26 protein-coding genes and 2 tRNA genes are annotated in these 26,508 nt (G+C 63.2%); 8 read left to right on the top strand and 20 right to left on the bottom strand.

From position 1 onward, the window contains the following. Positions 1-749 (bottom strand): TrmH family RNA methyltransferase (locus GSQ88_RS09700; protein ID WP_159007499.1); only part of this gene is annotated, 749 nt, incomplete at its 3' end. 220 nt (positions 750-969) lie between these two features. Here GSQ88_RS09700 and GSQ88_RS09705 point away from each other — a divergent pair. Beyond that, positions 970-1,055: transfer RNA gene (locus GSQ88_RS09705), tRNA-Tyr, on the top strand. 142 nt (positions 1,056-1,197) lie between these two features. Here the strand turns inward: GSQ88_RS09705 and GSQ88_RS09710 are convergent. Next, a complete protein-coding gene (locus tag GSQ88_RS09710) occupies positions 1,198-1,545 on the bottom strand; it encodes a GrlR family regulatory protein (RefSeq protein ID WP_159007501.1) in 348 nt (115 codons plus the stop codon). Positions 1,546-2,041: 496 nt separating this feature from the next. On the opposite strand from GSQ88_RS09710, the gene GSQ88_RS09715 reads away from it, so the two are divergent. Further along, a tRNA-Gly gene (locus GSQ88_RS09715) sits at positions 2,042-2,115 on the top strand. Between the two features lie 31 nt (positions 2,116-2,146). On the opposite strand, the gene GSQ88_RS09720 is transcribed toward GSQ88_RS09715, so the two are convergent. Beyond that, a complete protein-coding gene (locus tag GSQ88_RS09720; protein ID WP_210253776.1) occupies positions 2,147-2,614 on the bottom strand; it encodes a MerR family transcriptional regulator in 468 nt (155 codons plus the stop codon). On the opposite strand from GSQ88_RS09720, the gene GSQ88_RS09725 reads away from it, so the two are divergent. After that, positions 2,613-3,503 (top strand): aldo/keto reductase, encoded by an 891-nt coding sequence (locus GSQ88_RS09725; RefSeq protein WP_159007503.1) that lies wholly within the window; start codon positions 2,613-2,615, stop codon positions 3,501-3,503. The two genes, GSQ88_RS09720 and GSQ88_RS09725, sit on opposite strands and share 2 nt — an antisense overlap. A gap of 94 nt (positions 3,504-3,597) precedes the next feature. On the opposite strand, the gene GSQ88_RS09730 is transcribed toward GSQ88_RS09725, so the two are convergent. Beyond that, entirely contained in the window at positions 3,598-4,383 is a 786-nt protein-coding gene (locus GSQ88_RS09730) for an SDR family oxidoreductase (RefSeq protein WP_210253777.1), read from the bottom strand. Between the two features lie 47 nt (positions 4,384-4,430). Continuing rightward, the gene (locus GSQ88_RS09735; protein ID WP_159007507.1) at positions 4,431-5,021 is read right to left on the bottom strand and encodes a DUF308 domain-containing protein; all 591 of its coding nucleotides are present in this window, start codon (positions 5,019-5,021) and stop codon (positions 4,431-4,433) included. Positions 5,022-5,247: 226 nt separating this feature from the next. Here GSQ88_RS09735 and GSQ88_RS09740 point away from each other — a divergent pair, with 226 nt between their 5' ends. Continuing rightward, on the top strand, positions 5,248-6,147 hold the full coding sequence (locus GSQ88_RS09740) for an AraC family transcriptional regulator (protein WP_159007509.1): 900 nt from the start codon (positions 5,248-5,250) through the stop codon (positions 6,145-6,147). Between the two features lie 716 nt (positions 6,148-6,863). Here GSQ88_RS09740 and GSQ88_RS09745 read toward each other — a convergent pair. Further along, positions 6,864-8,279, bottom strand: a complete 1,416-nt coding sequence (locus GSQ88_RS09745; protein WP_159007511.1) for a M28 family peptidase — start codon at positions 8,277-8,279, stop codon at positions 6,864-6,866. Positions 8,280-8,582: 303 nt separating this feature from the next. Here GSQ88_RS09745 and GSQ88_RS09750 point away from each other — a divergent pair, with 303 nt between their 5' ends. The 4 genes from GSQ88_RS09750 (at position 8,583) to GSQ88_RS09765 (ending at position 11,872) form a co-directional block, all read left to right on the top strand. Further along, on the top strand, positions 8,583-9,380 hold the full coding sequence (locus GSQ88_RS09750) for an enoyl-CoA hydratase/isomerase family protein (protein ID WP_246735183.1): 798 nt from the start codon (positions 8,583-8,585) through the stop codon (positions 9,378-9,380). Between the two features lie 2 nt (positions 9,381-9,382). Beyond that, positions 9,383-10,648, top strand: coding sequence for a CaiB/BaiF CoA transferase family protein (locus GSQ88_RS09755; protein ID WP_159007513.1), 1,266 nt, complete (start codon positions 9,383-9,385; stop codon positions 10,646-10,648). Between the two features lie 85 nt (positions 10,649-10,733). Then, positions 10,734-11,249, top strand: coding sequence for a winged helix-turn-helix transcriptional regulator (locus tag GSQ88_RS09760; protein WP_246735186.1), 516 nt, complete (start codon positions 10,734-10,736; stop codon positions 11,247-11,249). Then, the gene (locus GSQ88_RS09765) at positions 11,246-11,872 is read left to right on the top strand and encodes a 2-hydroxychromene-2-carboxylate isomerase (RefSeq protein WP_159007515.1); all 627 of its coding nucleotides are present in this window, start codon (positions 11,246-11,248) and stop codon (positions 11,870-11,872) included. Before GSQ88_RS09760 ends, GSQ88_RS09765 begins: the two co-directional genes overlap by 4 nt. A 5-nt stretch (positions 11,873-11,877) precedes the next feature. On the opposite strand, the gene GSQ88_RS09770 is transcribed toward GSQ88_RS09765, so the two are convergent. From GSQ88_RS09770 to GSQ88_RS09835, 14 genes are read right to left on the bottom strand one after another with little or no spacing between them, the layout of a single operon-like run. Beyond that, positions 11,878-12,504: an FMN-dependent NADH-azoreductase gene (locus tag GSQ88_RS09770; protein WP_159007517.1), complete on the bottom strand. Its 627-nt coding sequence runs from the start codon at positions 12,502-12,504 to the stop codon at positions 11,878-11,880. 13 nt (positions 12,505-12,517) lie between these two features. Further along, a complete protein-coding gene (locus GSQ88_RS09775; protein WP_159007519.1) occupies positions 12,518-14,098 on the bottom strand; it encodes an isochorismatase family protein in 1,581 nt (526 codons plus the stop codon). A gap of 18 nt (positions 14,099-14,116) precedes the next feature. Beyond that, a complete protein-coding gene (locus tag GSQ88_RS09780) occupies positions 14,117-14,965 on the bottom strand; it encodes an MBL fold metallo-hydrolase (RefSeq protein WP_159007520.1) in 849 nt (282 codons plus the stop codon). A gap of 47 nt (positions 14,966-15,012) precedes the next feature. After that, on the bottom strand, positions 15,013-15,903 hold the full coding sequence (locus tag GSQ88_RS09785) for an amidohydrolase family protein (protein WP_159007522.1): 891 nt from the start codon (positions 15,901-15,903) through the stop codon (positions 15,013-15,015). Then, positions 15,900-17,018, bottom strand: a complete 1,119-nt coding sequence (locus GSQ88_RS09790; RefSeq protein WP_159007524.1) for a vWA domain-containing protein — start codon at positions 17,016-17,018, stop codon at positions 15,900-15,902. The genes GSQ88_RS09785 and GSQ88_RS09790 overlap by 4 nt, the downstream gene beginning before the upstream one ends. After that, positions 17,015-17,896, bottom strand: coding sequence for an AAA family ATPase (locus tag GSQ88_RS09795; RefSeq protein WP_159007526.1), 882 nt, complete (start codon positions 17,894-17,896; stop codon positions 17,015-17,017). Before GSQ88_RS09795 ends, GSQ88_RS09790 begins: the two co-directional genes overlap by 4 nt. A 9-nt stretch (positions 17,897-17,905) precedes the next feature. Beyond that, positions 17,906-18,928 (bottom strand): xanthine dehydrogenase family protein molybdopterin-binding subunit, encoded by a 1,023-nt coding sequence (locus GSQ88_RS09800; protein ID WP_159007528.1) that lies wholly within the window; start codon positions 18,926-18,928, stop codon positions 17,906-17,908. Positions 18,929-18,930: 2 nt separating this feature from the next. Then, positions 18,931-20,514 carry a xanthine dehydrogenase family protein molybdopterin-binding subunit gene (locus tag GSQ88_RS09805; protein ID WP_159007529.1) on the bottom strand — a complete coding sequence of 528 codons (1,584 nt, stop codon included), beginning with the start codon at positions 20,512-20,514 and terminating at the stop codon, positions 18,931-18,933. 11 nt (positions 20,515-20,525) lie between these two features. Further along, positions 20,526-21,005: a (2Fe-2S)-binding protein gene (locus tag GSQ88_RS09810; RefSeq protein WP_159007531.1), complete on the bottom strand. Its 480-nt coding sequence runs from the start codon at positions 21,003-21,005 to the stop codon at positions 20,526-20,528. 19 nt (positions 21,006-21,024) lie between these two features. Continuing rightward, complete coding sequence (locus GSQ88_RS09815; protein WP_159007532.1) at positions 21,025-21,843, bottom strand: FAD binding domain-containing protein; 819 nt, start codon at positions 21,841-21,843, stop codon at positions 21,025-21,027. Positions 21,844-21,859: 16 nt separating this feature from the next. After that, positions 21,860-22,303, bottom strand: coding sequence for an SRPBCC family protein (locus tag GSQ88_RS09820; protein WP_159007533.1), 444 nt, complete (start codon positions 22,301-22,303; stop codon positions 21,860-21,862). Position 22,304: 1 nt separating this feature from the next. Continuing rightward, the gene (locus GSQ88_RS09825; protein WP_159007534.1) at positions 22,305-22,742 is read right to left on the bottom strand and encodes an SRPBCC family protein; all 438 of its coding nucleotides are present in this window, start codon (positions 22,740-22,742) and stop codon (positions 22,305-22,307) included. A gap of 9 nt (positions 22,743-22,751) precedes the next feature. After that, entirely contained in the window at positions 22,752-25,646 is a 2,895-nt protein-coding gene (locus GSQ88_RS09830) for a flotillin family protein (RefSeq protein WP_159007535.1), read from the bottom strand. A gap of 25 nt (positions 25,647-25,671) precedes the next feature. Then, positions 25,672-26,505, bottom strand: coding sequence for a phosphoenolpyruvate hydrolase family protein (locus GSQ88_RS09835; protein ID WP_159007536.1), 834 nt, complete (start codon positions 26,503-26,505; stop codon positions 25,672-25,674). Positions 26,506-26,508 lie beyond the last annotated feature (3 nt).

Genomic DNA, 26,508 nt, shown 5'->3' on the forward strand with positions numbered 1-26,508 from the left:
TCGCCGGGCATGTCGAGCCGCGCCACCACGCCGCAGGTGTCGCGGGTCAGTTGCCGCAAGCCCTTGCCTTCCGCCCCCAGCACCAGCGCCAGCGGCTGCCGCAAGGCAACCGCGCCGAGGTTCTCGGCCCCCTGGCTGTCGAGCCCGACCGTCAAAAACCCCTGGTCGTTCATCTCGGTGAGCGCGCGCGCCAGGTTTGTCACCGTGACCATCGGCACCAGCTCCAGCGCGCCGGAGGCGGATTTCGCCAGCACGCCGGTCGCCTCGGGGCTGTGGCGCGCGGTGGTGACGATGGCTTTGACCGCGAACGCCGCCGCCGAGCGCAGGATGGCGCCGACATTGTGCGGATCGGTGATCTGGTCGAGCACCAGCACGATTCCTTGCTGCGGCAGCTCCTCGATATCGGGCGAGGGCAGGGGATCGGCCTCGGCCAGCAGGCCCTGATGCACCGCATCCGGGCCGAGGCGCTGGTCGATCAGGGCCGGCCGGACGATTTCCGGCGTCACACGGCTGTCGATATTCTCGTCGGCGAGCCGCTTGGCGGCGTTTTCCGACAGATATAGCCGCCTGATCGTCCGCTGCGGGTTGGCGAGCGCCGCGGCTACCGTGTGCCAGCCATACAGGATGACCGGCCCGTCGGAAGCCTCCCCGCGGTCACGCCGGCCCGGCCGTCCGCCGGATCCACGCCCTTTATCGAAGGTTTTGCCGCCGCTGCGCCGGAACGGCGGCTTTCGGTCGCGATCATTCATGCCCATCATCCCTTGCGCCCGCTTTTGTCACGGGTTCCGGATTATGGCAATTTGGGCCCCTGACGGTATCTTTTTAGGGTCTCCGGTTGGTTGACTTTCCGGGGGCGTTTCGACCATAAACGCGCCAACCGGGAGGCCCGCCATCGGCGCTCGGTATTAACGTCATCAATGGCCTTCCTGCCGCCGTTTCGGCGGGCGGGTTTGCGATGGGGTTTTGGACGGGGGAGTGTCCCGAGTGGCAAAGGGAGCTGACTGTAAATCAGCCGTCTTATGACTTCGAAGGTTCGAGTCCTTCTTCCCCCACCACGCTTCGCCCTACGGGCTACGCGTGGCGCAGCCAAAGCGTAGCCCGTAGGGTGAAGCGTGTCCGGCGTAGCTTGAGCGAAGCGAAAGCGAAGACGGACGGTTGGAATCTGTTCCGCATCCCCTCGTGCGCGATCGATCCAGCCTAGCCATCCGCGATTTTCTTCAAGGTCGCCCGAAAACTCAGGCTTTGGGTTCCGACCAGCGTGGTGCCGAATACTTCGGCCTGGTCGTCGGCAAACGTCCCCGAAAATCCGCTGGTGACTTCCTGTCCGCCGAACAGCGGGCGGACGAACGGGTCGGGGAAAGGTGTATGCTGATTGGTGCGCAGATGACCCTTCCAGGTCCCGCCCGTGACGACGTAGGAGCCGGTCGACCAGAAATACGGGCCGCCGCCCAGGAACGTGCCGTCGCGCAGGATCAGCACGCCACTGTCGCGGCCGTTCACGCCGTCGAGCATGTGGATGTGAATAGAATAAAGCCCATTCTTCATGGCGCACGCGACCATCGCTCATTCAGGCCGCAACGATACAGGCCCCGGCGATGGACGTCGAGAAGGGCCATCCGAGAGGGGCAATCGGACGCAGCGCGACAAAAACCCGCCGTGGACCACGCCAACGATCGGTCAACCTGTTCGGCTTTTGACCGCGAAAAAGCAAAAGGCGCGGCGGGTTTCCCCGTCGCGCCCCAATCCTTGCACTCGCTGGTCCAGGCGCTGAGAGCGCCCTTTGCGAAGCCTAAAACAAGCCTAGCGGGCGATCCCAGCGAGGTGACAGCGCTTGGAGAAAGACACTGGATCACCTCCTTTCGTTGGTTTACGGAGACCTCAATATAGACGGGGAATTGACCGATGTTAAGGGGAACGCGGGCGGCCCGCGAGCGCCTTCGAGGCGGTTGTCGGTGGGTTTCCGGTGATGTTTGGCGAGGTCACGGGTCCGGCGCATAACGGTTGAGGCCGCTGGCCCGGCGTGATAGTTGATCGCCAACAAGCGGGTGTAGCTCAATGGTAGAGCAGCAGCCTTCCAAGCTGAATACGAGGGTTCGATTCCCTTCACCCGCTCCAGCCTTTTCAAAGACTCCTGCTTTACCCTTGTTCACTTCATGCCGGCGAGCATCGGCTCATCACCCTTTTCGCCGTGTTGCTGCCAGGCGATTTTGGCCCGGACATAGGTTTTCAGCCTTTCCAGTTCGGCTGACTTTGCCTCCAGCCGGGCGAGTTGATCTTTCATGAGCACTAGGCGCTTTTTGCGCGGCAGGTCGCCGCTGCGCCGCGCTTTTCTCAATTCCCCGATCTCGCGGAGCGACAGGCCAAGCGCCTGACCGACGCGGATAACGTCGGCGCAATGCACGTCGTCCTCGGTAAACATGAAATAGGGATGGCGACCGCCCTTTTGCGTGGTCTGCGGCCGCAATAGACCAAACCGCACGTAATACCGGACGGTCTCGCGGGCGAGACCCGTGCGTCGAACGAATTCAGAGATCAACATCCATGGCCTTGACTGTGGAGTGCACTCCACACTTATAACGCCTGCTGCATTGGTATCAAAGGATTGCAGCATCATGAACCTGGAGCGCGCAGGAGAGTTTCGCATCGGTGGGGACCTGCCGATATGCCGTTTCGGCTTCGGTGCGATGCGGCTCACGGGGCCCGGCATCTGGGGACCGCCGACCGATCTCCACGCAGCGCAGGCCGTGCTCCGGCGCGTCGTCGAGCTGGGGATCAACTTCATCGATACTGCCGATGTCTATGGCCCGGGCGACAATGAAAGGCTCATCCGCGATACGTTGGCGCCTTATCCGGCGCGCCTCGTTATCGCGACAAAGGGCGGCCTTGTGCGGGGCGGCCCTGCGACGGCGCAGAATCCGGGTATGGGGACCGACAACAGCGAGGCGCATCTTCGCCACGCCGTCGAAGGCAGCCTGCGCAATCTTGGTGTCGAGCGCATCGATCTCTACCAATTGCACCGCGTCGACCCCGCGGTGCCCATCGAGGAGACGATGGGCGTGCTCGCGCGCCTGCGCGACGAGGGCAAGATCCGCCACATCGGCTTGTCGGAGGTAGCCGTCGATCACATCGAACGCGCGCGTTCGGAAGTCGAGATCGCAACCGTCCAGAACCTCTACAACCTCGCGCAGCGCAAGCATGACGATGTCATCGACTATTGCGCGCGCCATGGGATCGGTTTCATCCCCTTTTACCCGCTGAAGATCGGTGACCTCGCGGACTCCGAGGCACTGAAATCGCTGGCGGCCCGGGAGCAAGTGACACCGGCGCTGATAGCGCTGGCGTGGCTGTTTCGGCGCTCGCCCGTCATCGTTCCCATCCCCGGCACGTCTTCGCTTGATCATCTCGAAGAGAATGCCGAGGCCTGCCGCGTTACACTCACAGCGCGGGATATGGAAACGCTCGATGTACTGTCCCGTCCGCAGCCGGAAGCGAGCGGCTCCTAGAGCGTTTTCGAACGAAGTGGCCACCGGTTCGCATCAAGAAAACGCGTCTAAACAAGAGTCTAGAGCCCGGTTCTGATTCCATCAGAATCGGGCTCTAGCCGAGGCCGAAACCCTTCGACAGCATCTTGCGCCAAGCCCAGTCCGGCAACAGTCGACGCATGAACAGGGCCGGTACCGCATCCGTCGCGGCATAGCGGAGACGGTCGCTGCTATCCTTGGCGGCGGCCAGGATGACTTTGGCAACGCGGTCGGGAAGCGCCGCCTTTTCCCCTCCGCGAACCATGGTCTGCCGCACATTGTCCGCGGCGGGAGAGTAGGCAGGGTGCTCCGCCCATATGTGGGAAAATCTGGTGCGGACCCCGCCCGGTTCAACCAGCTTCACCCGGATGCGGAATGGCCGAAGCTCATAGTGCAGGGCCTCGGTCAAGCCTTCGACCGCGAACTTGCTGGAACAATAAGGCGAGAGGAAAGGAACGCCGGTGCGGCCGGTAAGCGAAGTAACGTTGATGATCAATCCGTGGCCGAGCGATCGCATGTGCGCCGCCGCCGCCTGGCATACGGCGGCGACTCCGAACACGTTGACCTCGAAGTGCTCACGAAGCTGGTTGAGGCCGATCCCTTCAAGGGGACCAGCGAGGCCGATGCCCGCGTTGTTCACGATGACGTCGATCGCGGAGAAGCGACTCGAAGCCTGTTCAAAGGCCGTCGTAATGGAATGCGTGTCCGTCAGATCAAGACGGGCCCGCAAAAGACGGGGATCGTCGACCTCGCGCAAGACCGTTGCCGGATCACGTGCGGTTGCGACGACGTTCCAGCCATCGGCGAGGAACGCCTTTGCGGCCGCCTCGCCAACGCCACTGGAGGTTCCGGTTATCAGCACTGTCTTTGGCATTTTATCCTTCGGTTCGCTGATCGACCTGACGACGGTTAGGCAGACTGTAAGCGCTTCCTGGCTCTGGCTTCGCTGACAGTGAGCCAGATAGCCGAGACCAGAAAGTAGAAAGCGCCAAACGCCGCATAGGGAGCGATGTCGGTAATTCCTGGAATGGTCGGTTCGTTTGCCTGCTTGATGAAAACGGCTCCGACGATTGTGGACTGTGCGCCGGCAAGGATCATGGCCCATTGAGCGCCGGTGGTCCGCCAGCGGCGAACGCCCGTGATCAGTTGGAAAAGACCGGCCAGCACCGCCCACGCGCCGAACACTCCCAGGACGGTATTCATGCTTGTACCGATGGTAAGCGCAACCGCGACACTTGCTATCACACTGATGACGACGTTGAGCGATTGGCTTGGATTGTTCACGAGGCCGCCATTGCGCTGAGCATCGACGAAGTTCGCGGCAGCGTCCCATGCGGGATAGGCGACAAGCAGTGCAACGGCGACGGGCGGCATCGCTTTGCCGATCGTAAAGGCGCCCGCGACCCAGGCCACGGCTACGCCGGCGCGCACGAAATAATACGACTTCAGCCAATGGGAAGCGCCCCTTTGGTTGGATTGCTGGACGGTCGAATGATTCATGGTCAGTTTCCCTTGTTGGTGATTGGGCACGTCAATGTTTTGCGAATGACGATCAGGCACGGAACCGTTCGATGAGCGCGGTCATGCGAAGTCGGAAGATCAGCATATTTTTATCTTCGGAACCTCGGACCGCAATGGCTTCTGTTATTCACTCGAAACCGCTCGATTTTTGGTGTATTCATGCATTCCGCGTTAGATTGATGTAACCTTTTGAGACTTCTTTGCCATGACTGAAATACTCGAAAATTTGACCATTCGTCCGGACGCCACGGAGCGCGGTGACAGTTCGACGGATCTGCTGTCTCACGTGCTGGCGCAAATCCGGCTCACGGGAGAGCGTGTTTATTCGACCACCCTCGCAAAGAGGAGCCGTCTGGAACTGGAGCCAGACACGGCCTATGTGTGCGTCGTTACCGAGGGTGTTCTGCATGCAGAGCAAGACGGTCGTACACCGGTCGTTATCGAGACCGGTGACCTCGTCCTGCTACCGCGCGGCGCGGGCGAGTTGCGCTTCAAAGCCCAGGGCACTTCTGCGAGCGTTTTCCTTTGCCGCTTCAGGTTCGATCCCGACAGCCTTCGAGGCATGATTTTCGCGCTGCCTCGATGCATCCACATTCGGCGGTCGGATAGCGCCGGTTGGCTCGAAGGCATCATGCATTTTTTGCTGGTCGAGGCTGGCGACGTCCAGCCAGGGGCGGCCTTGATGATTTCCCGGATCATCGATCTTGCGGTTATCCGGGCGTTGCGCACCTGGGTTCATCTGGGAAATACTTCGGGATGGCTTGGAGGACTCGCGGACGCAAGGATCGCGAGCGCGCTGAAAGCGATTCACGAGCGGCCCATGCAACGCTGGAGCATCGAGGCCCTGGCTGGCATTGCCGGAATGTCTCGTTCGAGCTTTTGTGAACGTTTTACCGCCTTGGTGGGCCGTTCGCCGCTGCGGTACCACAATGAATGGCGCCTGGCGCTGGCGCGAGATCTTTTAGCCAGGCGGACCGCCCGGGTCGGCGAGATCGGACTCAGTATTGGCTACGAGTCGGAAGCAGCCTTCAGCCGTGCCTATAAAAGTTTGTTCGGCCATTCGCCGCGCGCCGAATATAGACTGCGTAACGTTATGGCCAATTAACAATCCAGAATCTGCCAGGCAGATTGCGGCGCCCCAACAATCATTTTGGCGGTCCAGTCGTGGCGCGCTACTGAATGCGCATCACGGATGCGTCGCATTCGCAAAATAAAACTTGACACGGATTTACTGATTTGCCCGTCGTGCCAATGTGTCGCAGCGGTCGAGCTTGATCGCGAAGGCAAATCACCTTCACATCTCATGCCATCCCGTCCCGAGAGAGGGGGCGTTGGCCATCGTCACTGACGTTGGGGCGGGGAGCGGTGGACGCCGATGCGCTTTTGACGAACAGCGCGAGGCGTACGGCGAAGTCGTGTGGTCCTGACGCCCCAATAGCAGGTGTCAAGTTCGCAAGAAGCTCAAGCTTCTTGAGGGCGACGGTGACAAACGAGCTCTGGTCTCACCGGGGAGAGCACGGAATAAGTCGTAGAACCATTGTGCGGGGAAGGCCGGAGTGTTTCCGCTGAACCTGTATGCTCATGTGCGTTTTTTATCTACCTTGGCACATGAGACCGCGGGTGCAGCGCGCACCCGGTCTTCCCTGCGCCCTCTTCTTTTGAGGGTCGCCTGCGCCCTCTCATTTTTTGGGGGCAGATGAATTTGCAAACCTCGGGCAAATGCTGTCGCGAGAACGCACGTGGCTGTTTGAAAACTGAATCGAAAAATGAAGGCCATGTGCCTGCTTCCTGTCGGTCATGCGCACCGCATCGCAGCGCGGACTATTTCGTCGTTGCGGCGAGGCTCCTGAAATCCACGTCCGATGCCGCGGCAAGATACGTGAACGCCGACCACACGGCGACCGCTTGGTCGAGCTGCTTCTGATCGATCTTGTCGAGCGTGTCATCGGCGGTGTGATGGGTGTCGAAATAATCCAGGCCGTCCTGGCGCAGGGATGCCACCGGCACGCCGGCCTTCTGCAATCCATTGATATCGTCGCCACCAAACAGCGCCGGCCTGCGATCGAGGTTGGCACCGAGCGGCGCGATGACACGCTCCAGCGTGCGGCCGAAATCACTGCCGGCGGCGCCGGGCGGAAGCTGCACGGAGTAGACATTCCGAGCGCCGAAATCTGCCTCGGCGGCCATTACAATCTTGCCGGCTTCTCCTTCGTGGGCTTGGGCATAGGCGGCGCCGCTGAAATCCATCTCCTCGGCGCCGAACAGGACGACACGGATCGTGCGACTGGGGTGCTGCGGCAGGGCGGCGATCAACCGGGCGGCGCCGAAGGCGATCGCGATTCCAGCGCCGTCATCGGTAGCGCCGGTGCCGAGATCCCAGGAATCCAGATGTCCACCGATCAGAACGATCTCGTCCGGATGCGTTGTGCCTTTGACCTCGCCGACGACATTCCAGGATGGGGCGTTCTCTTGAACCGTCGGTGTGAGCAGAAGGTGGACCTTGACCGGACCAAGTGCTGCCAACCGCTCGAGCTGCTCAGCGTCGGGAATGGCCAGCGCGGCCGCTGGAATCCGCCGCGTGCCTTCCGCGTAATTGAGCGCACCCGTGTGGGGCAGGCGGTGGCTGTCGGTGCCGAGCGAGCGCAGCAGATAAGCGACGGCGCCGCGTTTGGCGGCCTCGGAGGGACCGCGACGCCGGATCCGGTTCGCAGCGCCATAGCCGCTGCCGTCCTGCGCGCGCACCATGCGCTGGGTCACGACCGCGATTTTGCCGTTGAGCGAACCCGGAGCAGCCGCCAGCAGATCGTCGTAAGTCCGAAACAGCGCGATCTCGGCCTCGATGCCGTTGGCATCCGTCGCGACCGAGCCGCCCAACGCGGTTACCGCTAGATGCTGCGGCACCGGGCCGACGATCTCCGCGCTTTCGGCGCCACGGATCCACGCGGTCAAGGTAAATGGCTCGGAATGTACGTTCTCGAAGCCGGCTGCCTTCAATCTCGCTTCCGCCCATGCGACCGCCCGCCGATGGGCTTCCGTGCCGGCCAGACGCTGCCCAATCTCGGTCGTCAGCGATGCCACGAAATCGAACGCTGCGGGATCGCTCAGCGCCTTTTGTCCGAGGCTCGATGCGGTAACGACCAACGATTCCGAAGGCGGCGTGTCGGTCGCTCCCATCGTTGCTTCGGCGCTAGCCGCAAGCGCAGCCGCCACGACCAGAACGCGCAAGAAACTGCTCATCCGAATTGCTCCTTCGCCAATGCGATCTTATCCGAATAAAGCAGGTTTGGCCGAACAGTGGAACGCCTACCAAGTCGCCGGAGCGGGCTTTTGCGGATTTGTCTTTGCTCTGGGACAACAAGAGAGGTTGAACGGCAGGAGAGGGTTGTGGGCCCCGGTCGCCGACGGCATCAAGCAGCAATTTGAAATGATAATGATAATTCAATCGCGCGATAGTGACTTGCAAATTGCAAGTTATGATGTAGCCTTACAGAAAATAGAAGCGACGAGACCCGTCGCAACGTCAAATCATGGAGGTAAATCGTGTCCGAGGATGCATTGATCAGCCGCGAACAGCGCGGCAATATTTCCGTACTCACCATGGTCTATAGGCCTTACAATCTGCTTGGGCCCAAGCTCATCAACGCCATCGTCGAGGCCATCGAACAGGCGCAGAAGGCCGGAAGCCGCGCCATTGTGCTGCGCAGCGGCCTGCGGCATTTTTCGGCGGGCGCCGATCTCGATATTTTCGACCAGCGCGTGGAGCAGGGCAGCGGCGACACGAGCCATGAAAACCGGCGACTGAATGGCGTCGAATTTCTCCGCTTCATGGAATTGCTGCCGATTCCGCTGATCGCCAGCGTCCACGGCGTTTGCCTCGGCGGCGGCCTCGAACTGGCGCTGTCGTGCGACTACATCATCGCGGCGTCGTCGGCGAAGATCGGTTCGGTCGAGGCGACGCTCGGGCTGCATCCGCTGTTGGGCGGCATCCAGCGGCAGGCCCAGCGCATTGGCGCCTTGCGCGCCAAGGAAATGTCGATGCTGGCGCGTCGCTATGATGCGCCGACGTTGGAGAAGTGGGGCCTGATCAATCTGACCGTTCCCGAAGAGTCGCTGGAAAAGGCGACCATGGCGATCGCCGAGGAATTCGCGCAGGGACCGACGCTCGCCCACGCGGCGACCAAGGAACTGGTCCATATCGCCGTCAACGACGGTGTGGCAGCCGCCGACGAGGCGATGGCCAGGGTTCAGGCGCCGATATGGGCGTCGGAAGATTTGAAAGCCGGGCTTGCCTCGTTCCGGAAAAACGGGCCCGGCCTCGCCAAATTCGCGGGGCGCTGATCATGAGTGGACCCCTTGCCGGAATTCGTGTCGTCGATTTCTCCCGGGTGCTCGCGGGTCCGCTGTGCGCGCGGACATTGCAGGATTTGGGTGCCGAGGTCATCAAGGTCGAACCGCCAAGCCCGGACGTGTCGCGCTTTGCGTTTCCGTCGACCGATGGCATGTCGGGTTATTATGCGCAGCAGAACGCCGGCAAGCGCAACGTCAGCATCAATCTGAATGTTCCGGGCGCGTACGATCTGGCGCTGAAGCTGTGCGACACCGCCGATGTCGTCGTCGAGAATTTTCGTGCCGGGACGCTCGGTTTCTTCGGCCTCGATTACGCGACGTTGTCGAAGCGCAATCCACGGCTGATCTACGCGTCGATCACGGGCTACGGCCAGGGTGGCCCTTGGCGCAGCCGGATGGCCTATGCGCCGACGGTGCAAGCCGAGGCCGGCTTTACCGAAAACAGCGTTCGTCACTACGGTGAGGCCTTGAAGGAGCCACGCACCGACAGCCTGTCGCATGCCGACGTCTATGCCGGATTGCAGGCCGTGATCGCGATCCTCGCGGCGCTGAACAGCCGCCAGAGCACCGGGCAGGGCCAGTATGTCGACGTCGCGATGGCGGCGACCCTGCTTGCGGTCAACGAACGCGCCCATGTCGATCTGTCCGATGAGGATATCGGAGCAGAGCCCGCGGTGCTCGGCGCCACCGATTGCTCGTTCTTCACGGGGCCACAGGGCGAGCATTTCACCGTCGCCACCAGTATTGTCGGCAGCAGGACGTTTCCGTCCTGGCTGCGGGCGATGCGCCGGGTCGATCTGATGGATGATCCGCGATTTTCGAGCGCCGCGGCGCGGCGCCTGAATTTCGGGGCGTTGCACCAGATCATCCAGTCCTGGATGCTGACTTTCCCCGACATGGCGACGCTTGATGCCCAGTTCGACGAGGCCAAGATCGCAATGGGCGAAATCCGCTCGATCAAGCAGCTGACCCAATCGGAGTGGAGCGATTACTGGGGGGCGGTTCAGCTGGTTCCAGATCGCAGCGGTGGCGAATACAAATTGCCGGGGCGCCCCTGGCATTTCTCCAGGGATGAACTGACGCCGATTGGTACGCCGGCTTTTCAGGGCGAGCATAACAGAGAGGTGTTTCGCGAACTCGGTGTCAGCGAGACGCAGCTGCAGCAGCTCTCCGAGACGGGCGCGCTGGTTGCGCATCGCCGCGCGCTCGAGCCCGAGGCGGCGGTCAAGCCGGCCGGCGCTTCGGGTCAGGCGGCCTAATCAAGAAGGGGTAGACAGCGGGTGTTTGGCCTGCTGCTATCAATAATCGGGAATCGTCTCAGGCAAACGGACTGCGAGACCGCACGTGAAGCGTTCACGTTCTTTCAACAAGGAATGCTCCATCGCCCGCGCCATGGAGGTGGTCGGGGATCGCTGGTCGATCCTGTTGCTGCGGGAAGCCTATTACGGCACCAGGCGGTTCGACGAATTTCAATACTACCTTGGCGTCGCGACCAACATTCTCAGCGCGCGGCTGAAGAAATTCGTCGACCTCGGTATCATGACGAGGGCGCCGCTGCCGGAGCATGGCGGGCGCTATGAATATGTTTTGACCAAAAAGGGCCGCGATTTTTTCCCGACTTATCTGATGCTCAAGAAATGGGGCGACGACTGGCTGGCCGAGCCGGAAGGTCCGCAAGTCGTCTTCAGGGATCGCGCCAGCGGGCGGCAACTTGAATATCCGCCCCTGAATAATTCCCGCGGCAGGCCCTTGGAACTGGAAGACATCGAAATCATCCCAGGTTCGGGTGCGGTGCCCTTCAATCGCAAGCGATTTGGCGGACAAGTCGCGCACAGCGCAGCGATCAAGCCGAAGCCATGACAGAACAGCGTCCTGCGGTCGAATATTATTTCAGCTTCATCTCGCTGTGGTCCTATATCGGCAGCCTTGTCTTCCAGGACATCGTCAAACGACACGATGTCGGCGTCGCGTTCAAGCCGATCGATCTGCTGGCGGTCTTTGCCGCGGGTGGCGGCAAGCCGGTTCGCGAGCGGCCGCCGCAGCGGCAGGCCTACCGGCTTATCGAGATGGAGCGCTGGAAAGCTATCCGGGGCATTCCGCTGGTGACATGGCCGAAATTCTATCCGGCCGATCCATCTCTTGGCCATCGCATGTTGCTGGCCGCGGTTCGCGACGGCCGCGATGTGACGGCGTTCGCCCATGCCGGTCTGCGGGCTGTCTGGGCCGATGAATTGAATGTCGAGGATCCGGATACACTCGTGCATCTGGCCGACGCAAATGGGCTGAATGGCAACGACCTGCTCGCGCAAGCCAACGATCCGGTGCTGGCGGCACGCGAAGCGGATCTAACGCGCGAGGCGATTGACCGGCAACTATTCGGCGCACCGTTCTACTTTCATCGCGGCGAGCCGTTCTGGGGACAGGACCGCCTCGACCATCTGGAGTTGGCGATTGCGTCCAAGCGACCGCCGATTCGCCCGTAGCGGCGTCAGAACCTCGCAGCCGCTTCGGTGAGACGGCGATGGGCGCTTTCCCGTGCCGCCCGGATCGGCTCCGTAGGCCCGGTTGTCGGTCCGATCGGCACGAAACGCACATTGCTGACCCCAACGAAGCGCAGCACCTCACGCAGATAGGGCGTCGCCATGTCGATGCGGCCGCGGTTCATGCCGGTGACGAAGTCGCTGCCGCTCGCCAGGATGACGATCGTCGGTCTGTCCTTGAGCAAGGGCAGGTATCCCTGCGCCGGATCGAACCGGAACGTCAATCCGGGCTGGACGATCAGGTCCATCCATTGTTTCAGTCGGTAGGGAATGCTGAAATTCCACATCGGCGTTGAAATCAGCACGCGATCGGCGAGCGCGAACCGGATCGCGACGCGCTCGACAGCCGCGAAGGCATCGCGCTGCGCGTCGGTAAAGGCTTGTCCGCCGGTACGGGCATATTTGGCCTCCAACAACGGGCCTTCGAATTCCGGCAGCTGATCCCGCCACAGGTCCATCACGTCGATGTCCCAGTCCGGCCGCGCCTTGCGGAATCCGTCAAGGAAAACCCTCGCGCCGGCGGACGACTCCGCGTCCGCCCGCGGCGAGCAGCTCAGGTGAAACAGCTTGGGCACAGCCGAACTCTTTTCATCCGAGCGCCCTAAGGACCGCATCGGCGTTGGTCACGACGGAGACGTTCTGCATCGCGAAATTGACGGAGGCGTTGTGCCAGTCCGCGTTCATCGTCGAACAGCAGTCCTCCGGGGTAATCATGAAGAAGCCTTTGTCCGCGCCGGTACGGGCGGTATGCTCGACCGACATATTGGTCCAGGCGCCGGTATTGATGATCATGTCGCGACCCGTCGCCTTGAGGATGGTCTCCAGTCGGGTGCCTTCCCAGGCGCTCATGCGCATTTTCTCGACGACAAAGTCGCCGGGGCGCGGCTCCAGTCCCGCAACCGGGGCAGCTCCCCAGGTCCCGCGCACCATCGCCTTGCTATCGACCAGTCCTTCGAACAGCGGGGCGTTGAGCGTGACGCCGGGCGCGCCCGGCTCGACGATGAACCAGACATGGATGACGACAACGCCGCGCGCCCGCGCGACCTCCGCCAGCCGACGGACGTTATCGATCACGTGCTGCTGGCGCGCATGAGCGGGAGCGCCGGAGTCCGCGAACGCTCCCCCGTCCATGACCACGTCGTTCTGCAAATCCTGGATGATCATCGCGCAGCGCTGCGGATCGATCTGCATGTCGCCCGCGGCCAACACGGGCGACGCCGGTGCAAGCGAGGGCGAAACCGCCGGACCGGTCGAACGCCGGCCGCTCATATAGGGCTCGTTGCGCGGTCCGACCTTGGTCGGGATCGCGTAGACCGAATGTGTCGCGGTCAAATAGAGCGTGCGGAAATCGGGCCCGCCCCATGCGAGATTGGCGACCATTTCCGGGAGGCGAACCTTGCCGAGCAGTTCGCCGGCCGGTGAATAGACCCAGACGCCGCCGGGCGCCGTCACCCAGATATTGCCGCGCTGGTCGCACTTCATGCCGTCGGGCAGGCCCGCTTCGAGTTCGGAGCGAACGCCGCTGGCGAGCGTGCGCTGATTGGAAAGCGAGCCATCGGCCTCGACGTCGAAAGCGCGGATCACGGCCTGCACGGTATCGTTGACGTAAAGCCGCTTTTCGTCGGGCGAAAAGCACAGGCCGTTCGGCTGGTCGAACAGATCCCGATCGACTACCAGTTTCGGCATGCCGCCGCCGGGCGGAACGCGATAGACGCCCTGGAAGCCGAGCTGGCGCGGACGCTCGACGCCATAGACCGGCATTCGACCGTACCACGGGTCGGAAAAATAGATGGCGCCGCTCGAATGCACGCAGACGTCATTCGGACTGTTGAGCTCCTGTCCCTCGTAATGCGAGGCGATGATCTCGCGCCGCCCGTCGGGGCGCTCGCGGATCAAGGACGAGGTCGCGTGCTCGCAGACGATGAGGTTCAGCTCCGCGTCATACGTCATGCCATTGCATTTGTTCGAGGGCCGCTTGACCTCGACGACGCCACGGCGTGCATCCCATCGCCGGCGCACATCGCCGGGCATATCCGAGAACAGAAGATAGTGATCAACCGGATGCCAGATCGGTCCCTCGGTAAATTCGAAACCGGTGCCGACCTGGCCGACCGGCGCATAAGGATCGATCAGGGCTTCGAATTCCGGGCGCAATGTTGCATGCGTCATCGGTCCTTCCTTTCAGGCTCAGGCCGGAAACCAGTTGCGTTGCGGCAGGGATTGAACGACGGGTCCGGGCACCTGGTCGTGCAGCCGGCCCACCACCGCGCCACCCTCGATCTTGGCCGGCCGGTCGTGGACCGGCAGCAGATAGCGCGAACCGCTCAGCAGCTTCTTGATGGAGGCCTTCTCCGCTCGCTTGCTGGTTCCGTGGTTGCCGGTGGTGCGCGGTTCGGCGTCCTGAATCTCGTTGAACGGGGTGACGATCTGGTCGTTGAAGTCGTAGATCACGTCGCCGCAGATCGTGGCGATGCCGTCGGCGGTATGAACGTGGATGTTCATCGAACCCTCGGTATGGGCGTTGGCGGCGTCGCAATAGACACCCGGCATCAATTCGACCGGACCGGTGATCTCGAGATCGAGGAAACGCAGGGCGCTCTTGGTGTGCAGGCGATCTATCAGGTGCTTGATGTCGGGCGCCGGATATTGCGGGTGCATCAGCCCCGACACGGAGTATTCCAACTCCTTGCGATTGACCACGACCGTCGTATTCATCGGGAACAGATCGTCCTTGCCGGCGTGGTCGATGTGCAGATGGGTGTGGCAGACGAAACGTACATCGCCCATCCGTACGCCATGGCGCGCGAGCTGGTTCTCGATCATATTCTCGTGGAATTGCAGGCCACGCATGCCCAGCGTCTCCATGATCTGGTTGGAGCGGTAACCGGTATCGACCAACACCGGATATGGACCGCCAAGAATGAGGAAACCGAGCGTCAGCACCCGGCGGGTGCGGCCGCAATTATGCCCAAGCACAAGGAAGCTCGATTCCAGCTCGATATCGCCATAGTCCAATATCTTGATTTCCAACGGCATCTGGTCCCTCCCAATTCGTGTTATTCGTGTCTGCGTAGTCCGCGCGTCTATAGCTCCAGCCGATAGACCCGTGTCGCGGTCGTGTTGAAAATCGCCTCGCGCTGGTCGGGCCGAAGCCGTTCCGCAGCACCTCGGAAGGCGCCGACCAGGTCGCGATAGCTGGTCCAGAGTTTCTCGATTGGAAAGTTCGATCCGAACAGGCAGCGCCCGGCGCCGAAGATCGCAACCGTGTCGGTTACGACATCGGCAATATGCGCGGGATCGTTGCGGTGGATGAAAGTGCCGAGCCCGGAAAGTTTCGACACGACATTGGGGCAGGCTGCGAGCCGCAGCATTCCGGCGCGCCAGGCGGACCGTCCCTCGGGCGAAAGGTCCTCCAGCATACCGGCGTGCTGCAGGATAAAGGTCACGTCCGGGCAGGCTTCGGCGAGGGCCGCGGCATCCGTCATCTGTGGCGCGAACACTTGCAGATCGAAGCTCCAGCCATAGTCGGCGAGCCGTCCGATGTTGCGGCGGATAACGGGATCGGTGCAAAGGTCTGGACGCGCTGCAAAACGATACAGTTGGTTTTCATGCCAGTGCAGTTGCATACGCGCGCCGTGCACCAGCGGGTAACGCGCCAGACGATCGAGCTGCGGGCGTACGTCGTCGATGCTAAAGTCGGCATAGGCGACGATAGCGTGCGGCCAACCGCTCTCGTTCGCGGTCTGCTGCACCCAGGCGGTTTCGTCCTCGAAGCGGCTGTTGGCCCAGTTGGTCTGCACATAGACCGAGCGGACCACGTCTGAACCTGCGAGATCGTCGAGATATTCGCCGATCGGATAGTCGCGTCGGATCGGCTCATAAGGGCCGAAGATGCGAGGCTGCATCGGCCCGCTCAGCCAGGGCAGGTCGTCCCGGCGCCAGATATGATGATGCCCGTCGACAATAGCCGTCATGCCGCCGCCCTGTTCCCGAGCGTCAAAAGATGCGAGATGATCGCAATGCTCGATCCACCATCGACCAGATCATCGACGAAGCGCCGGATCGCAATCAGAGCCTCGGTTTGCGGTTTGAAGCCGGCGCCTGTGGCCAGGGGTGTCAGCCAGCTCAGGCGCCAGGCCCGGCGCGACAATTTCGCGACGGCGTCGCGCAAGGCGGAGGGGTCGCCGCGCTCCAGCCCATCGGAGACCACGATCACGGCGGCGCCGCGCGCGTAGCTGCCGAACCGCGGCACCGCCAGGAAAGCCTGCAGCGCGTCGCCGATGCGGGTGCCGCCGTCCCAATCGCTGACCAGATGCGCGGCCGCGAACAGCGCCTGCTCGCGACGCTTCAGGCGCAGCGCGCGCGTCACGCGGGTCAGCCGTGTTCCGAACGTGAACACCTCGACATTGGGAGCCGCCTGCAACAGGGCATGCGCGAGCTTCATATTATCTTCGGTGCGCCCTTTCATCGAACCGGAAACGTCGATCAGGAGCAGGACCTTGCGTGGCCGCGCCCGTCGCTTCAGGCGCCCTAATCGCAGCACTTCGCCGTCATTGCGCACGCTGTCGCGCAGGGTACGGCGAAGATCGGCCCACGGGCCGCGCCGGGCCCGCATGCGTCGATGGCCTCGCCGTCGCGGCAGGCGCGCGGGCGCCTCGCGGGAGAGGCGACGCAATGCGTCGTTGGTTGTGTCCTGCGCGAACCGGCGTTCGACCAGCGCTTCGGCGCGCGCGGCGGCAAGACCCGACTCGTTGGCCTCGTCGGCCAACAGGGCTTCGTCCTCGCCGTGTCCTTCCTCCTGCAGCCGAACGACCTCGTCGTCCTCGCCTCCTGGCTGGTCGATCTCTTCGCTGCCGACGAAATGGATGTCGAACAGCCGGTTGTAGGTCGCGCGCCGCTCGGGCGGCGGGGCAAGGGTCGCCAGCCCCGCGCGGCGGATTTCGTCCAGGCTTCGCGGTCCCAATAGTTCGATCGCCGCCAGAAACGCGATAGTTTGTTCGGGTGCTATGGCGAAATCGTTGGCGCGCAACAGCGCGGCAAAGGAAACGAAAACACGGGCTGCGCGCGGCAATTGCAATTCGTCGTTCACGCGACGGCCTCCGCAAGCAGCGCATCCAGCCGACCGGAGATGAAGGTGAGATCTTCCTCGTCCTTGAGGGCGACCCCGATTGATCGCTTGAACGCATCCGGCCAGCGGGCGCCGATCTTGTGCAGCAGCGTGGCGGCTTCCGCCCAGTCCACCGCTTCGGCGATGCCCGGCGCCTTGCTCAACGGTTCCCGTCGCAGCTTGCCGACGGCGGCGATGACAGCATGCGCGGTCGACTCGGCGACGCTCGACGCCCGCATCATCACGATGCGTGCCTCACGCTCAGCGGTGGGATAATCGATCCAGTGATAGACGCAGCGGCGGCGCAGCGCTTCGTGCAGGTCGCGGGTGCGGTTCGACGTCAGCACGACGACGGGGCGTTCCGCCGCGCGTATCGTGCCGCGCTCGGGGATGGAGATCTGGAAGTCGGACAGGAATTCGAGCAGAAACGCCTCGAACTCTTGGTCGGCGCGATCGATTTCATCGATCAGCAAGACGGTGGAATCCGGTGCGCGCAATGTTGCGAGCATGGGCCGTTCGATCAAATAGGCCTCGCCATAGATATCGATGCTCTCTTCGCCTGCCTGCCGGATCGCCAGCATCTGGCGCGGATAATTCCACTCGTAGAGCGCGGCCGCGGCGTCGATGCCTTCATAGCATTGCAGGCGGATCAAGCGGCGACCGAGCACGGCCGCGATCGCCTTGGCGGCTTCGGTCTTTCCTACTCCAGGTGCTCCTTCCAGAAGCAGCGGCTTGCCAAGTGCAAGCCCGAGATAGGCCGCGGTTGCGACGCCTTCATCTGCCAGGTAATAGGCCGCCCGCAGCGCCTTCTCCAGCGCCTCCGGACTGTCGATTCCAACGATGCTGCTGCGGACGGGCATGCCTCGACCTCAGCGCCGCGTCTGCGGTCGCGCGCCGCCCTGAGCCTTGATCGCCCGCAATACCCTTTCCGGCGTGATCGGCAGCTCGTCCATCCGCACCCCGACGGCGTTGAAGATCGCATTGGCCACCGCCGGCAGCACCGGATTGGCGCACATTTCTCCAGGCCCCTTGGCGCCGAACGGTCCGTCGGCCGCCGGACGTTCCAGCACCGCGATATCGTGCGGGCAGATGTCTCCGGGGCCGGGCATCACATATTCGACGAAGTCGCGCGGCCCATGGACCGGATCTGGATAATAGGGTTCGGGCGTCTCGTACAGCGCGTGGCTGATCCCCATCCAGGCGCCGCCGACCAGTTGTTGTTCGACCAGCCGCGGATTGAGGGCGCGCCCCAACTCATAGGCGCTGTCCATCCGCACCATCGCGACTTCGCCGGTCTCGTCGTCGACGTCAACCTCTGCGACCAAACAGGCATGCGCGTAGCAGGTGGCGGGCGACATTTCGCCGGTCTCCGGATCGACCGCGGAAAGCGGCACCAGAAAGATACCGCGTCCCGAGATCGTCTTGCCCTGCTTGAACTGTGCGGCGATGGCGACGTCCTTGGTCGAGATCGACCGATGCGGCGCGCCCTTCACGTGAATGTTGCCGCGGCCGTCGGTCTCGAGGTCGGCGGCATTGACTTCGAGCTCCTCGGCCGCGGCCTCCATCATGACGCCACGCGCCTCTTTCGCTGCAGCCATCACCGCGTTGCCGACGCGATGCGTGCCGCGCGAGGCGAACGAGCCCATGCAGTGCGGCCCGGTGTCGGAATCCGCGGTGTCGACATAGACATCTTCGACCGGCACGCCGAGCGCCTCGGCGCAGATCTGCCGCGTCACCGACTTCATGCCCTGGCCGAGGTCGATCGAGGAAAGCGATACGGTGAATTTTCCGCTGGGATTCGAGTGAACCAGCGCTTGGCTGGGGTCGCCACCGAGGTTCATGCCGATGGGATAATTGATCGAAGCGATGCCGCGTCCGCGATGTCTAGTCATGATCAGCGCCTCCTGTTGCCGAAGACGGAAGAAAAGCGTGTGGCGCCATGCGACGGCGCTGGTGGTCTCGGGGGAGGGGGCGGCGCCGGCGGCGGAGCAGGCGGCTCGTGGCTCGATGCCGCCGGCGCCCGGTCGTAACTCGTGCGCTGCTGTGAAGCTGCCGCGCGCGGGGTGCTCGGCTCGCGCGGGGTCAGCGGTATCGCCGCCCGGATGCCGCCGCCGCCTTCAAGCGACGACATTCGCTTGAACTCCTCGCGCAATGGCCACTTGGCCTTTTCGGCCGCGACCTGCACGCATTCGATCAGGGCGGTGTTCTTTGCCTCGCGCCGGTGCGCCTTCATGTCGCCGTCGCGATAGGCATTGAGGATGCGAAACTCCATAGGGTCCATGCCGACGATATGGGCAAGCTTGTCCATCTGGCATTCGATCGCAAAGTCCATCGCCGTGACCCCGAAACCGCGCATCGCGGTCGCCGGCGTACGGTTGGTGAACACGCAATAGATGTCGCCATAGACGTTGGGGATCGCATAAGGCCCGGGCAGATGCGCGGCGCATTTGACCACGGCATAGCTGGAAAGCCGCGTATAGGCGCCGCTGTCAAAATAGGCGCGAACCTTTCGCGCGACGATGCGGCCGTCACGCATGACGCCATCCTGGATATAGATGCGTTCGGCGCCCCGCGGCGGACCGTACTGCATCTCCTCCTCACGGCCGAACACATAGCGCACCGGCCGCCCGGTCAACATCGCGCCGAGGATGGAGAGGGGTTCGGTGAGCGTGTCGACCTTGCCGCCAAATCCGCCACCGACGGTGCCGCCGATGAAGTGGAAGGTGTTGGAGGGCACGTCGAGGATCTTGGCGCAGGTGTCGAGCGAGAAGAACAGCGCCTGCGTCGAGGTATAGACGACATAGCGTCCGTTGGTATCGGGTGCTGCGATCGAACCGTTGGTTTCGGTCGGCGCATGCTCGATCGGCGCCATCTGATAGCGCTGATCGAGCACGTGATCGGCTTCCGCGAGCGCGCGATCGACGTCCCCGAAGCGCAGCTTCTGGTGATCGTAGATGTCGTGATAGGTAAACGTGTTCTTGGGGTAGGTCTCGTTGACCACGGGAGCGCCGGGTTTCAGCGCTTCCTCGACGTCGAACACGGTAGGCAGCGGTTCGTAGTCGACCCTCAGCTTGGCGATGGCTTCATAGGCCTCGCGCGGACTATCGGCGACCACCGCGACGATCGGCTCGCCCTTGTAGCGCACCTTGTCGACCGCCAGCGTCGGCTCGTCGTCCTTGCCGAAATTGATCAGGCTGAGCAGCGTGTTGAGGTTGCGCGGCACGTCGCTGCCACGGATGATACGGCGCACGCCCGGCGAACGTTCCGCCTCGGTCGTATCGATCCGGCGCAATCGGGCGTGGGCGTGTGCGCTGCGCAGCACCTTGAGATGCAGCATGCCCTGCAGCTTGTGGTCGTCGAAATAGGTGGAGGTTCCCGTGACATGGCCCAGCATGTCCTGGCGTTGCGTACCTTTGCCGACTTCCTTGAGGTTGTCGTCGCGCTCGTCGGCGAAGATGTCCTTGCGTAATTCCAGCATGACGGTTTCCTTCAGGCGCGTGCCCGCCCGCCGGCAGCGGCGGCGAGCACGGCATTGATGATCGGCTCATAGCCGGTGCAACGGCAGATATTGCCGGAGATGGCCTCGACCACTTCGTCGCGGCTCGGTGTCGGATTGCGATCCAGCAGCGCCTTTGCCGCCATCAGCATGCCCGGCGTGCAATAGCCGCACTGGGCTGCAAAGTGCTCCATGAAGGCGCGTTGCAATGGATGCAGATTGGGACCGTCCTTCAGTCCATCGAGCGTCTCGACGGCGCGTCCGGCCGCCGTTTCGGCGAGCGTCAGGCAGGACAGATGCAGCTCGCCGTCGATCAGCACCGAGCAGGCGCCGCAACCACCCTGACCGCAGCCGAATTTGGGCGTCATGTCGCCGATGATCTCGCGCAGCGCGACCAACAGGTTGACGCCGCCGTCCACGAACAGGGCGACCTCGCGGCCATTATGATGAAATTGCAGGGCGGTCTTGGGCATGATGATCCCTATTACAATCCTATTCCTGGCCGGACAGCAGGCGGCGCAGATGGACGCCGGCGACCTCCCGGCGATACCAGGCGCTGGCGAGGGCACTGTCGGTGGGCGAGGTCCCCTCCGCGATCGCAGCCGCGGCGGCGCTGATGGCCGAACTATCGAGCGAGCGCCCCTCCAGCGCGCGCTCGGCAGCACGTGCGCGGATTTGGGTCGCTGCCATCGAGCCCAGCGCAATGCGCGCCCCCGAAATGCGTCCACTGCTGACCGGCAAATGCGCAGCCAGCGTGATCACCGAACCGCCCTTGGGCTTGATGCGGGCGACCTTTCGATAGCGGAACGCGTCGGCGCTGGCCGGCCTCTGACAGGAGATCGCAAGCACGAGCGCGCCGTTCTGCCGGTCACGCGATTGCAGGAATTCCTCGATCGGCAGGTCGCGGGTGCCGAGGCCGCCTTGCATGGCGATGGTTGCATCGAGCGCCAGCAGCGCGACGGTGAAGTCACCAAAGGGACTGGGTGCGAACAGATTGCCCCCTACGGTTCCCATATTGCGCACCGCCGGCCCACCGATCGAGCGGGCGGGGGCGTGGAGAAAGCCGAGGTCGCGTTCCGCCAGAATGCGGGCGAACGTCACGCCCGCTCCGATCGTGACGCGCAAGTTCGTCACTTCGATCCGCGCCAGCGCCTGATCGGTCGCGCGCACGACGGTCGAGACCGAGATGTCGCCTTCGTTGAGCGCGCGCATCACAAGGGTGCCGCCGCCGAGATAACGCGCGCTCCGGTCGGACGACAAGGCTGCCGCAGCTTCGCCTGAAGTCGCGAATGTCTTGACGGTGACGGTCATGATCTCGGCTCCATTGTCATGCGGCGGCCTTCAAATGCTGTCGGATCGCCTCGAACCCGGCCTGGTAGATCTGTTCCGCAACCATTCGGGTGAGGCCGTCGGCATCTCCGGGGCGCGTCGTGAACCTGGATTCCCATTGCCAGAAGGTGCGGTCACCGTCGGTGACCGGAAGCAGCCGGACATGCGCCACATAGTTGAACATCGGAATCGGCGTATCGAGCAGGCAATAGCTGAACGATTGCTCGAGATCGGACAGCGCCAGCAACTGCTCGCGCAGTTCCGAGCCGTCCTTCAGCTTGAAGCGGCGGACGCAGCCGATCTTGTCGGATGCCTGCGCCCGCTCGATGGCGCTGGTCGCGACTTCGGGATGCCAACGGTCGTGGCCGTTGAAGTCGCGCAACAGGTTCCAGACCGTGTCTGTCGGCGCGTTCAGGACCGTGCTTTTGACGATATGCGGCACGCTAGCCTCCGAAAGCGCGCTTGAGGGCGTCGAAGCCGCCCTGAAACACACCGCCGCCGATATTGTTGACGAGTTCGCTTTCCCGCTCGGGTGCACAGTCGAATTCCGCGGTCCATTCCAGGAACGTCTGGTCGCCGTCGGTCACTGGCGTCAGCCGCAGGGTGGCGACGTAATTCTCGACCCCCATCGGGGATTCGAGGATGGAGTAGGTGCAGAACATGTCGTAGTCGGAGAGCCCGAGCAGTTTTTCGCGAATGCGATCCCCGTTGCGCAGCCGAAAGTCCCGCACGCATCCGATCTTGTCGGCGGGCTCGCCGCCCTCGATGCGGCTTTCCGCGATCGCGGGATGCCAGTTCGGCATACCGTTGAAGTCGCGCACGCGGGCCCAGACGCGGTCGTTGCGGGCATTGACGATGGTGGAGACGTAGACCCTTGCCATGGCGCCAACTCAATCCTTCTTGCGCGGCGTGCGCTCAGGGCGCGCCGGTTCGCCGGTGCCTTCCGCAGCCGCCGGCCTGGCGTCGCCGCTGCTCTTGCGCGCCGATTCCTTGATGCCCTGCATGTCGCGGGCCTCGCGGATCAGGCCGGGCATTTTCGCGAGGTTGCCGCCCTCGATGCCGATATCGGCGAGAAGGGAATCGATCAGCGGGGCCTGCACGCGGTAGCGCAGCGCCGAGTCGATCACCTCGTCGGTGGCGCTGCGGCCGCCATTGCCGCCGCCGCCATGGCCGTTGAGGCCGTCGACCTGAAGGATACGGATGCCCTCGATCTTCTCCATCGGCTTGACGCTCTCGCGGACAATGCCCTCGATGCGATCGAGCAGCTTGCGGCGGAACAACGAATAACGCGCCTGGTCGGTCAGCACGTTCTCGGCTTCGTTCAGCAGCTTTTGCGCTTCGGCCTCGACCGCGGCGCGCACGCGCTCGACCTCGGCGCCAATACGGGTTTCCTCAGCCTTCTTCTCCGCGATCAACACGTCAATGGTCTTGCGCCGCTTGGCGATTTCGCTTTCGCGCGCGGTCACCGCGCGTTCCGCTGCCTCGATCGCGAGCAGCCCGGCATCTTCCGCCGCCGCCTTGGCCGCCGATTCCTCCAGCGACTTCTGATAGAGCGCGATGGCCTTCTCCATCAGCGCCGTTTCGACGTCCTTTTCGCGATTGACCTCCAGCTTGCGCAGATCGCGTTCGCGGCCGACCCGCGCCTCGTCGAGGCCTCGGTCGGACGCGATGCGGGCGCGCTCGACCTCTTCGCGGGAAGCGATCTCGGCTTCCTGCAGCGACTGGATTCGCGCGACCTCGAGTTGCTCAATCGCGCGCCGGCGTGCGAGCCTTGCGACCTCCAGCGCCTGTTCGCGCGAGATATCGGTGGCCTCGACCTCCTTGCGCGCATTGATCTCGGCCTGCTTGACCTGGCGGTCGGCGTCGATGCGCTCGGACCGCTTGGCTGCGAGCGCTATCACGCGCTCCTCGTCGGCGAGCTCGACCGACTTCTTCTGGTCGATATTGAGTACTTCGCGGGTTTTCGCCGAAGCGATGCGTTCGGTCTCGAGGGCCAGTTCGACATCGATGCGGCGCCGCTCGATCGCGTCGCGACGCTTGAGTTCGGCGGCCTCGATCGCTTCGGAGCGGGCGATCTCGAGGCTTTTGGTTTCCCGTTCGGCACGGATACGCTCCGCGGCAATCGCCTTCTCCTGGGAGATGCGTGCCGCCTCGATCGCCTCTCGCGAGGCGATGTCGGCCTCTTCGATGGTGCGGTTGCGCGCGATTTCAAGCGCGCGAACGCGTTCTTCCTGGCCGATGCGTGAGCCCTCCGTCGCCTCGCGCGCGGCGATGCCGGCGACTTCCAGCGCCTGGTTGCGTTCGATTTCGAGCTTGCGGGTGGCTTGCTCGGCGCCGATGCGCTCGGCGGCGAGGGCCCGCTCGCGTGCGATCTTGGCGCCTTCCACGGCCTTGTGCGCCTCGATCTCCGCCTCCTGGATCGTGCGTACCTGCTGGATCTCCAGCGCGCGCGTGCGCTCGTCGGAGGCGATGCGTTCGACGTTCACGATCGTGGTCTGGGCGATGCGGGCCTTTTCGGTGGCCTCGCGTGCCGCGATTTCGGCTTCGTCGATGGCGCGGGTGCGTTCGATCTCCCGGCGCCGGGTCTCTTCCTCATTGGCGATGCGTGCGTCGGTGACCGAGCGATCCTGCTGGATGCGGGCCTTCTCGACCGCTTCACGCGCCGCGATTTCGGCTTCCTCGACCGTTCGGGTGCGCTCGATCTCGCGCTGGCGTACTTCACGCTCGGAGGCGATACGTGCGGTGTCGACCGAGCGCTGATTGGCGATCCGGGCCTTTTCGATTTCCTCGCGGGCAACCAGCTCCTTTTCCTCGACCGCGCGGGTGCGCTCGATTTCGCGGTGCCGGGTTTCGCGTTCGGAGGCGATGCGGGCTTCAGCGATGGTCTGCTCGTTGGCGATGCGCGCCTTCTCGATGGTCTCGCGGGCGGAAATCTGCGCCTGTTCGGCCTCGGTTTCGCGCAAGGCGCGCTCGCGCGCCACTTCGGTACGCTGCAGCGCCCGCCGCATCTCGATGTCGCGTTCCTGGTCAAGGCGGGCGGTTTCGCTCTCGCGTTCGATATCCAGCGCCTGGCGCTCGGCATCGAGGTTGCGGGCGCGAATCTTGATCATCGAGTCCTGCTCGATATCGTTGCGCAGCTTGCGCTTGGCTTCGATGTCTTCCATCAGCCGGGTCAGACCTTCGGCGTCGAACCGGTTCGATGGATTGAAATATTCCAGGTCGGTCTGGTCGAGGTCGGTGATCGCGACGGACTCGAGTTCAAGCCCGTTCTGGGCAAGCGCCTCGGCGGCGGCGGCCTTGACCCGCGCGACATATTCGCCGCGCTGTTCATGCATCTGTTCCATGGTCATTTCGGCGGCCACCGAGCGTATCGCGGAGACGAACTTGCCGGAGAGCAGGGCATGAAGCTGCTCCGGTTCGAGCGTGCGCCGTCCGAGCGTGGAGGCCGCAATCGAGACGGCCTCTCGCGTTGCCTGAACGCGAACGTAGAAGTCGGCCTCGATGTCGATCCGCATCCGGTCTCGCGTGATCACGGCATCATGCTTGGCCCGCACGATTCCCATCGGCAGAACGTTCATGTTGACGGGCGTGAAGTCGTGAATGAAGGGCAGTACGAAAGCGCCGCCATTGATCACGACACGTTCGCCGAGCAGGCCGGTCCGCACGAACGACACTTCCTTCGACGAGCGATGGTAGAGCCAGTTCACGATGTAGACGACGATGACGATCGCGATGATCGCAATGATCAGCCAGAGGATCAATTCACCTACCAGAATCCCCGACATCTTCTTCCTCCCTTGGTCTCGACGTTTATCGCGCGCCGATCGCCTTGAATTTACGAACCTGTTCCGTCAGCGCTCGCTCCACCGGCAGGCGCTCCATCGATGAGGCGCCGTAGAAGCCGTGGCATTTGCGGGTGTGTTTCATGATGAAATCGGCGTCGGCCGGCTCCGCGATCGGGCCGCCATGGGCCAGCACCAGGATGTCCGGATTGACGCTGAGCGCCGCGGTGGCCCATGCGTCGATTTGTTCGGGGCAGTCTTCGAGCCTCGGCGCGGTGTGCGCGCCGATCGCGCCGCCGGTGGTGAGGCCGAGATGACAGACCACGATGTCGGCGCCCGCAATCGCCATCGCGGTTGCCTGTGCCTCGCTGAAGACGTAGGGCGTCGTCAGCATGTCCTTGTCACGCGCCTTGGCGATCATGTCGATCTCGAGCGCATAGGACATCCCGGTCTCTTCGAGATTGGCGCGGAACACACCGTCGATCAGGCCGACGGTCGGGAAATTCTGTACGCCGGAAAAGCCCAACGCCTTCAATTGTTCGAGGAAGCTATCCATGTCACGGAACGGATCGGTGCCGTTGACGCCGGCCAGTACCGGCGTCTTGGTGACGACGGGCAGCACTTCGCCGGCCATTTCCACCACGATCGCGTTGGCGTCGCCGTATGGCATCAGGCCGGCGAGAGAACCACGCCCAGCCATCCGGTAGCGGCCGGAATTGTAGATGACGATCAAATCGACGCCGCCGGCTTCCTCGCATTTGGCGGACAGGCCGGTGCCGGCGCCGCCACCGACGATCGGTTCGCCCCTCGCCACCATCGCGTGAAATTTCTTCAGGATCGCGGAACGCTCAAACCTCGCCATGCG

The organism is Bradyrhizobium sp. S69, from assembly GCF_009766005.1.
Classification (GTDB): Bacteria; Pseudomonadota; Alphaproteobacteria; order Rhizobiales; family Xanthobacteraceae; genus Bradyrhizobium.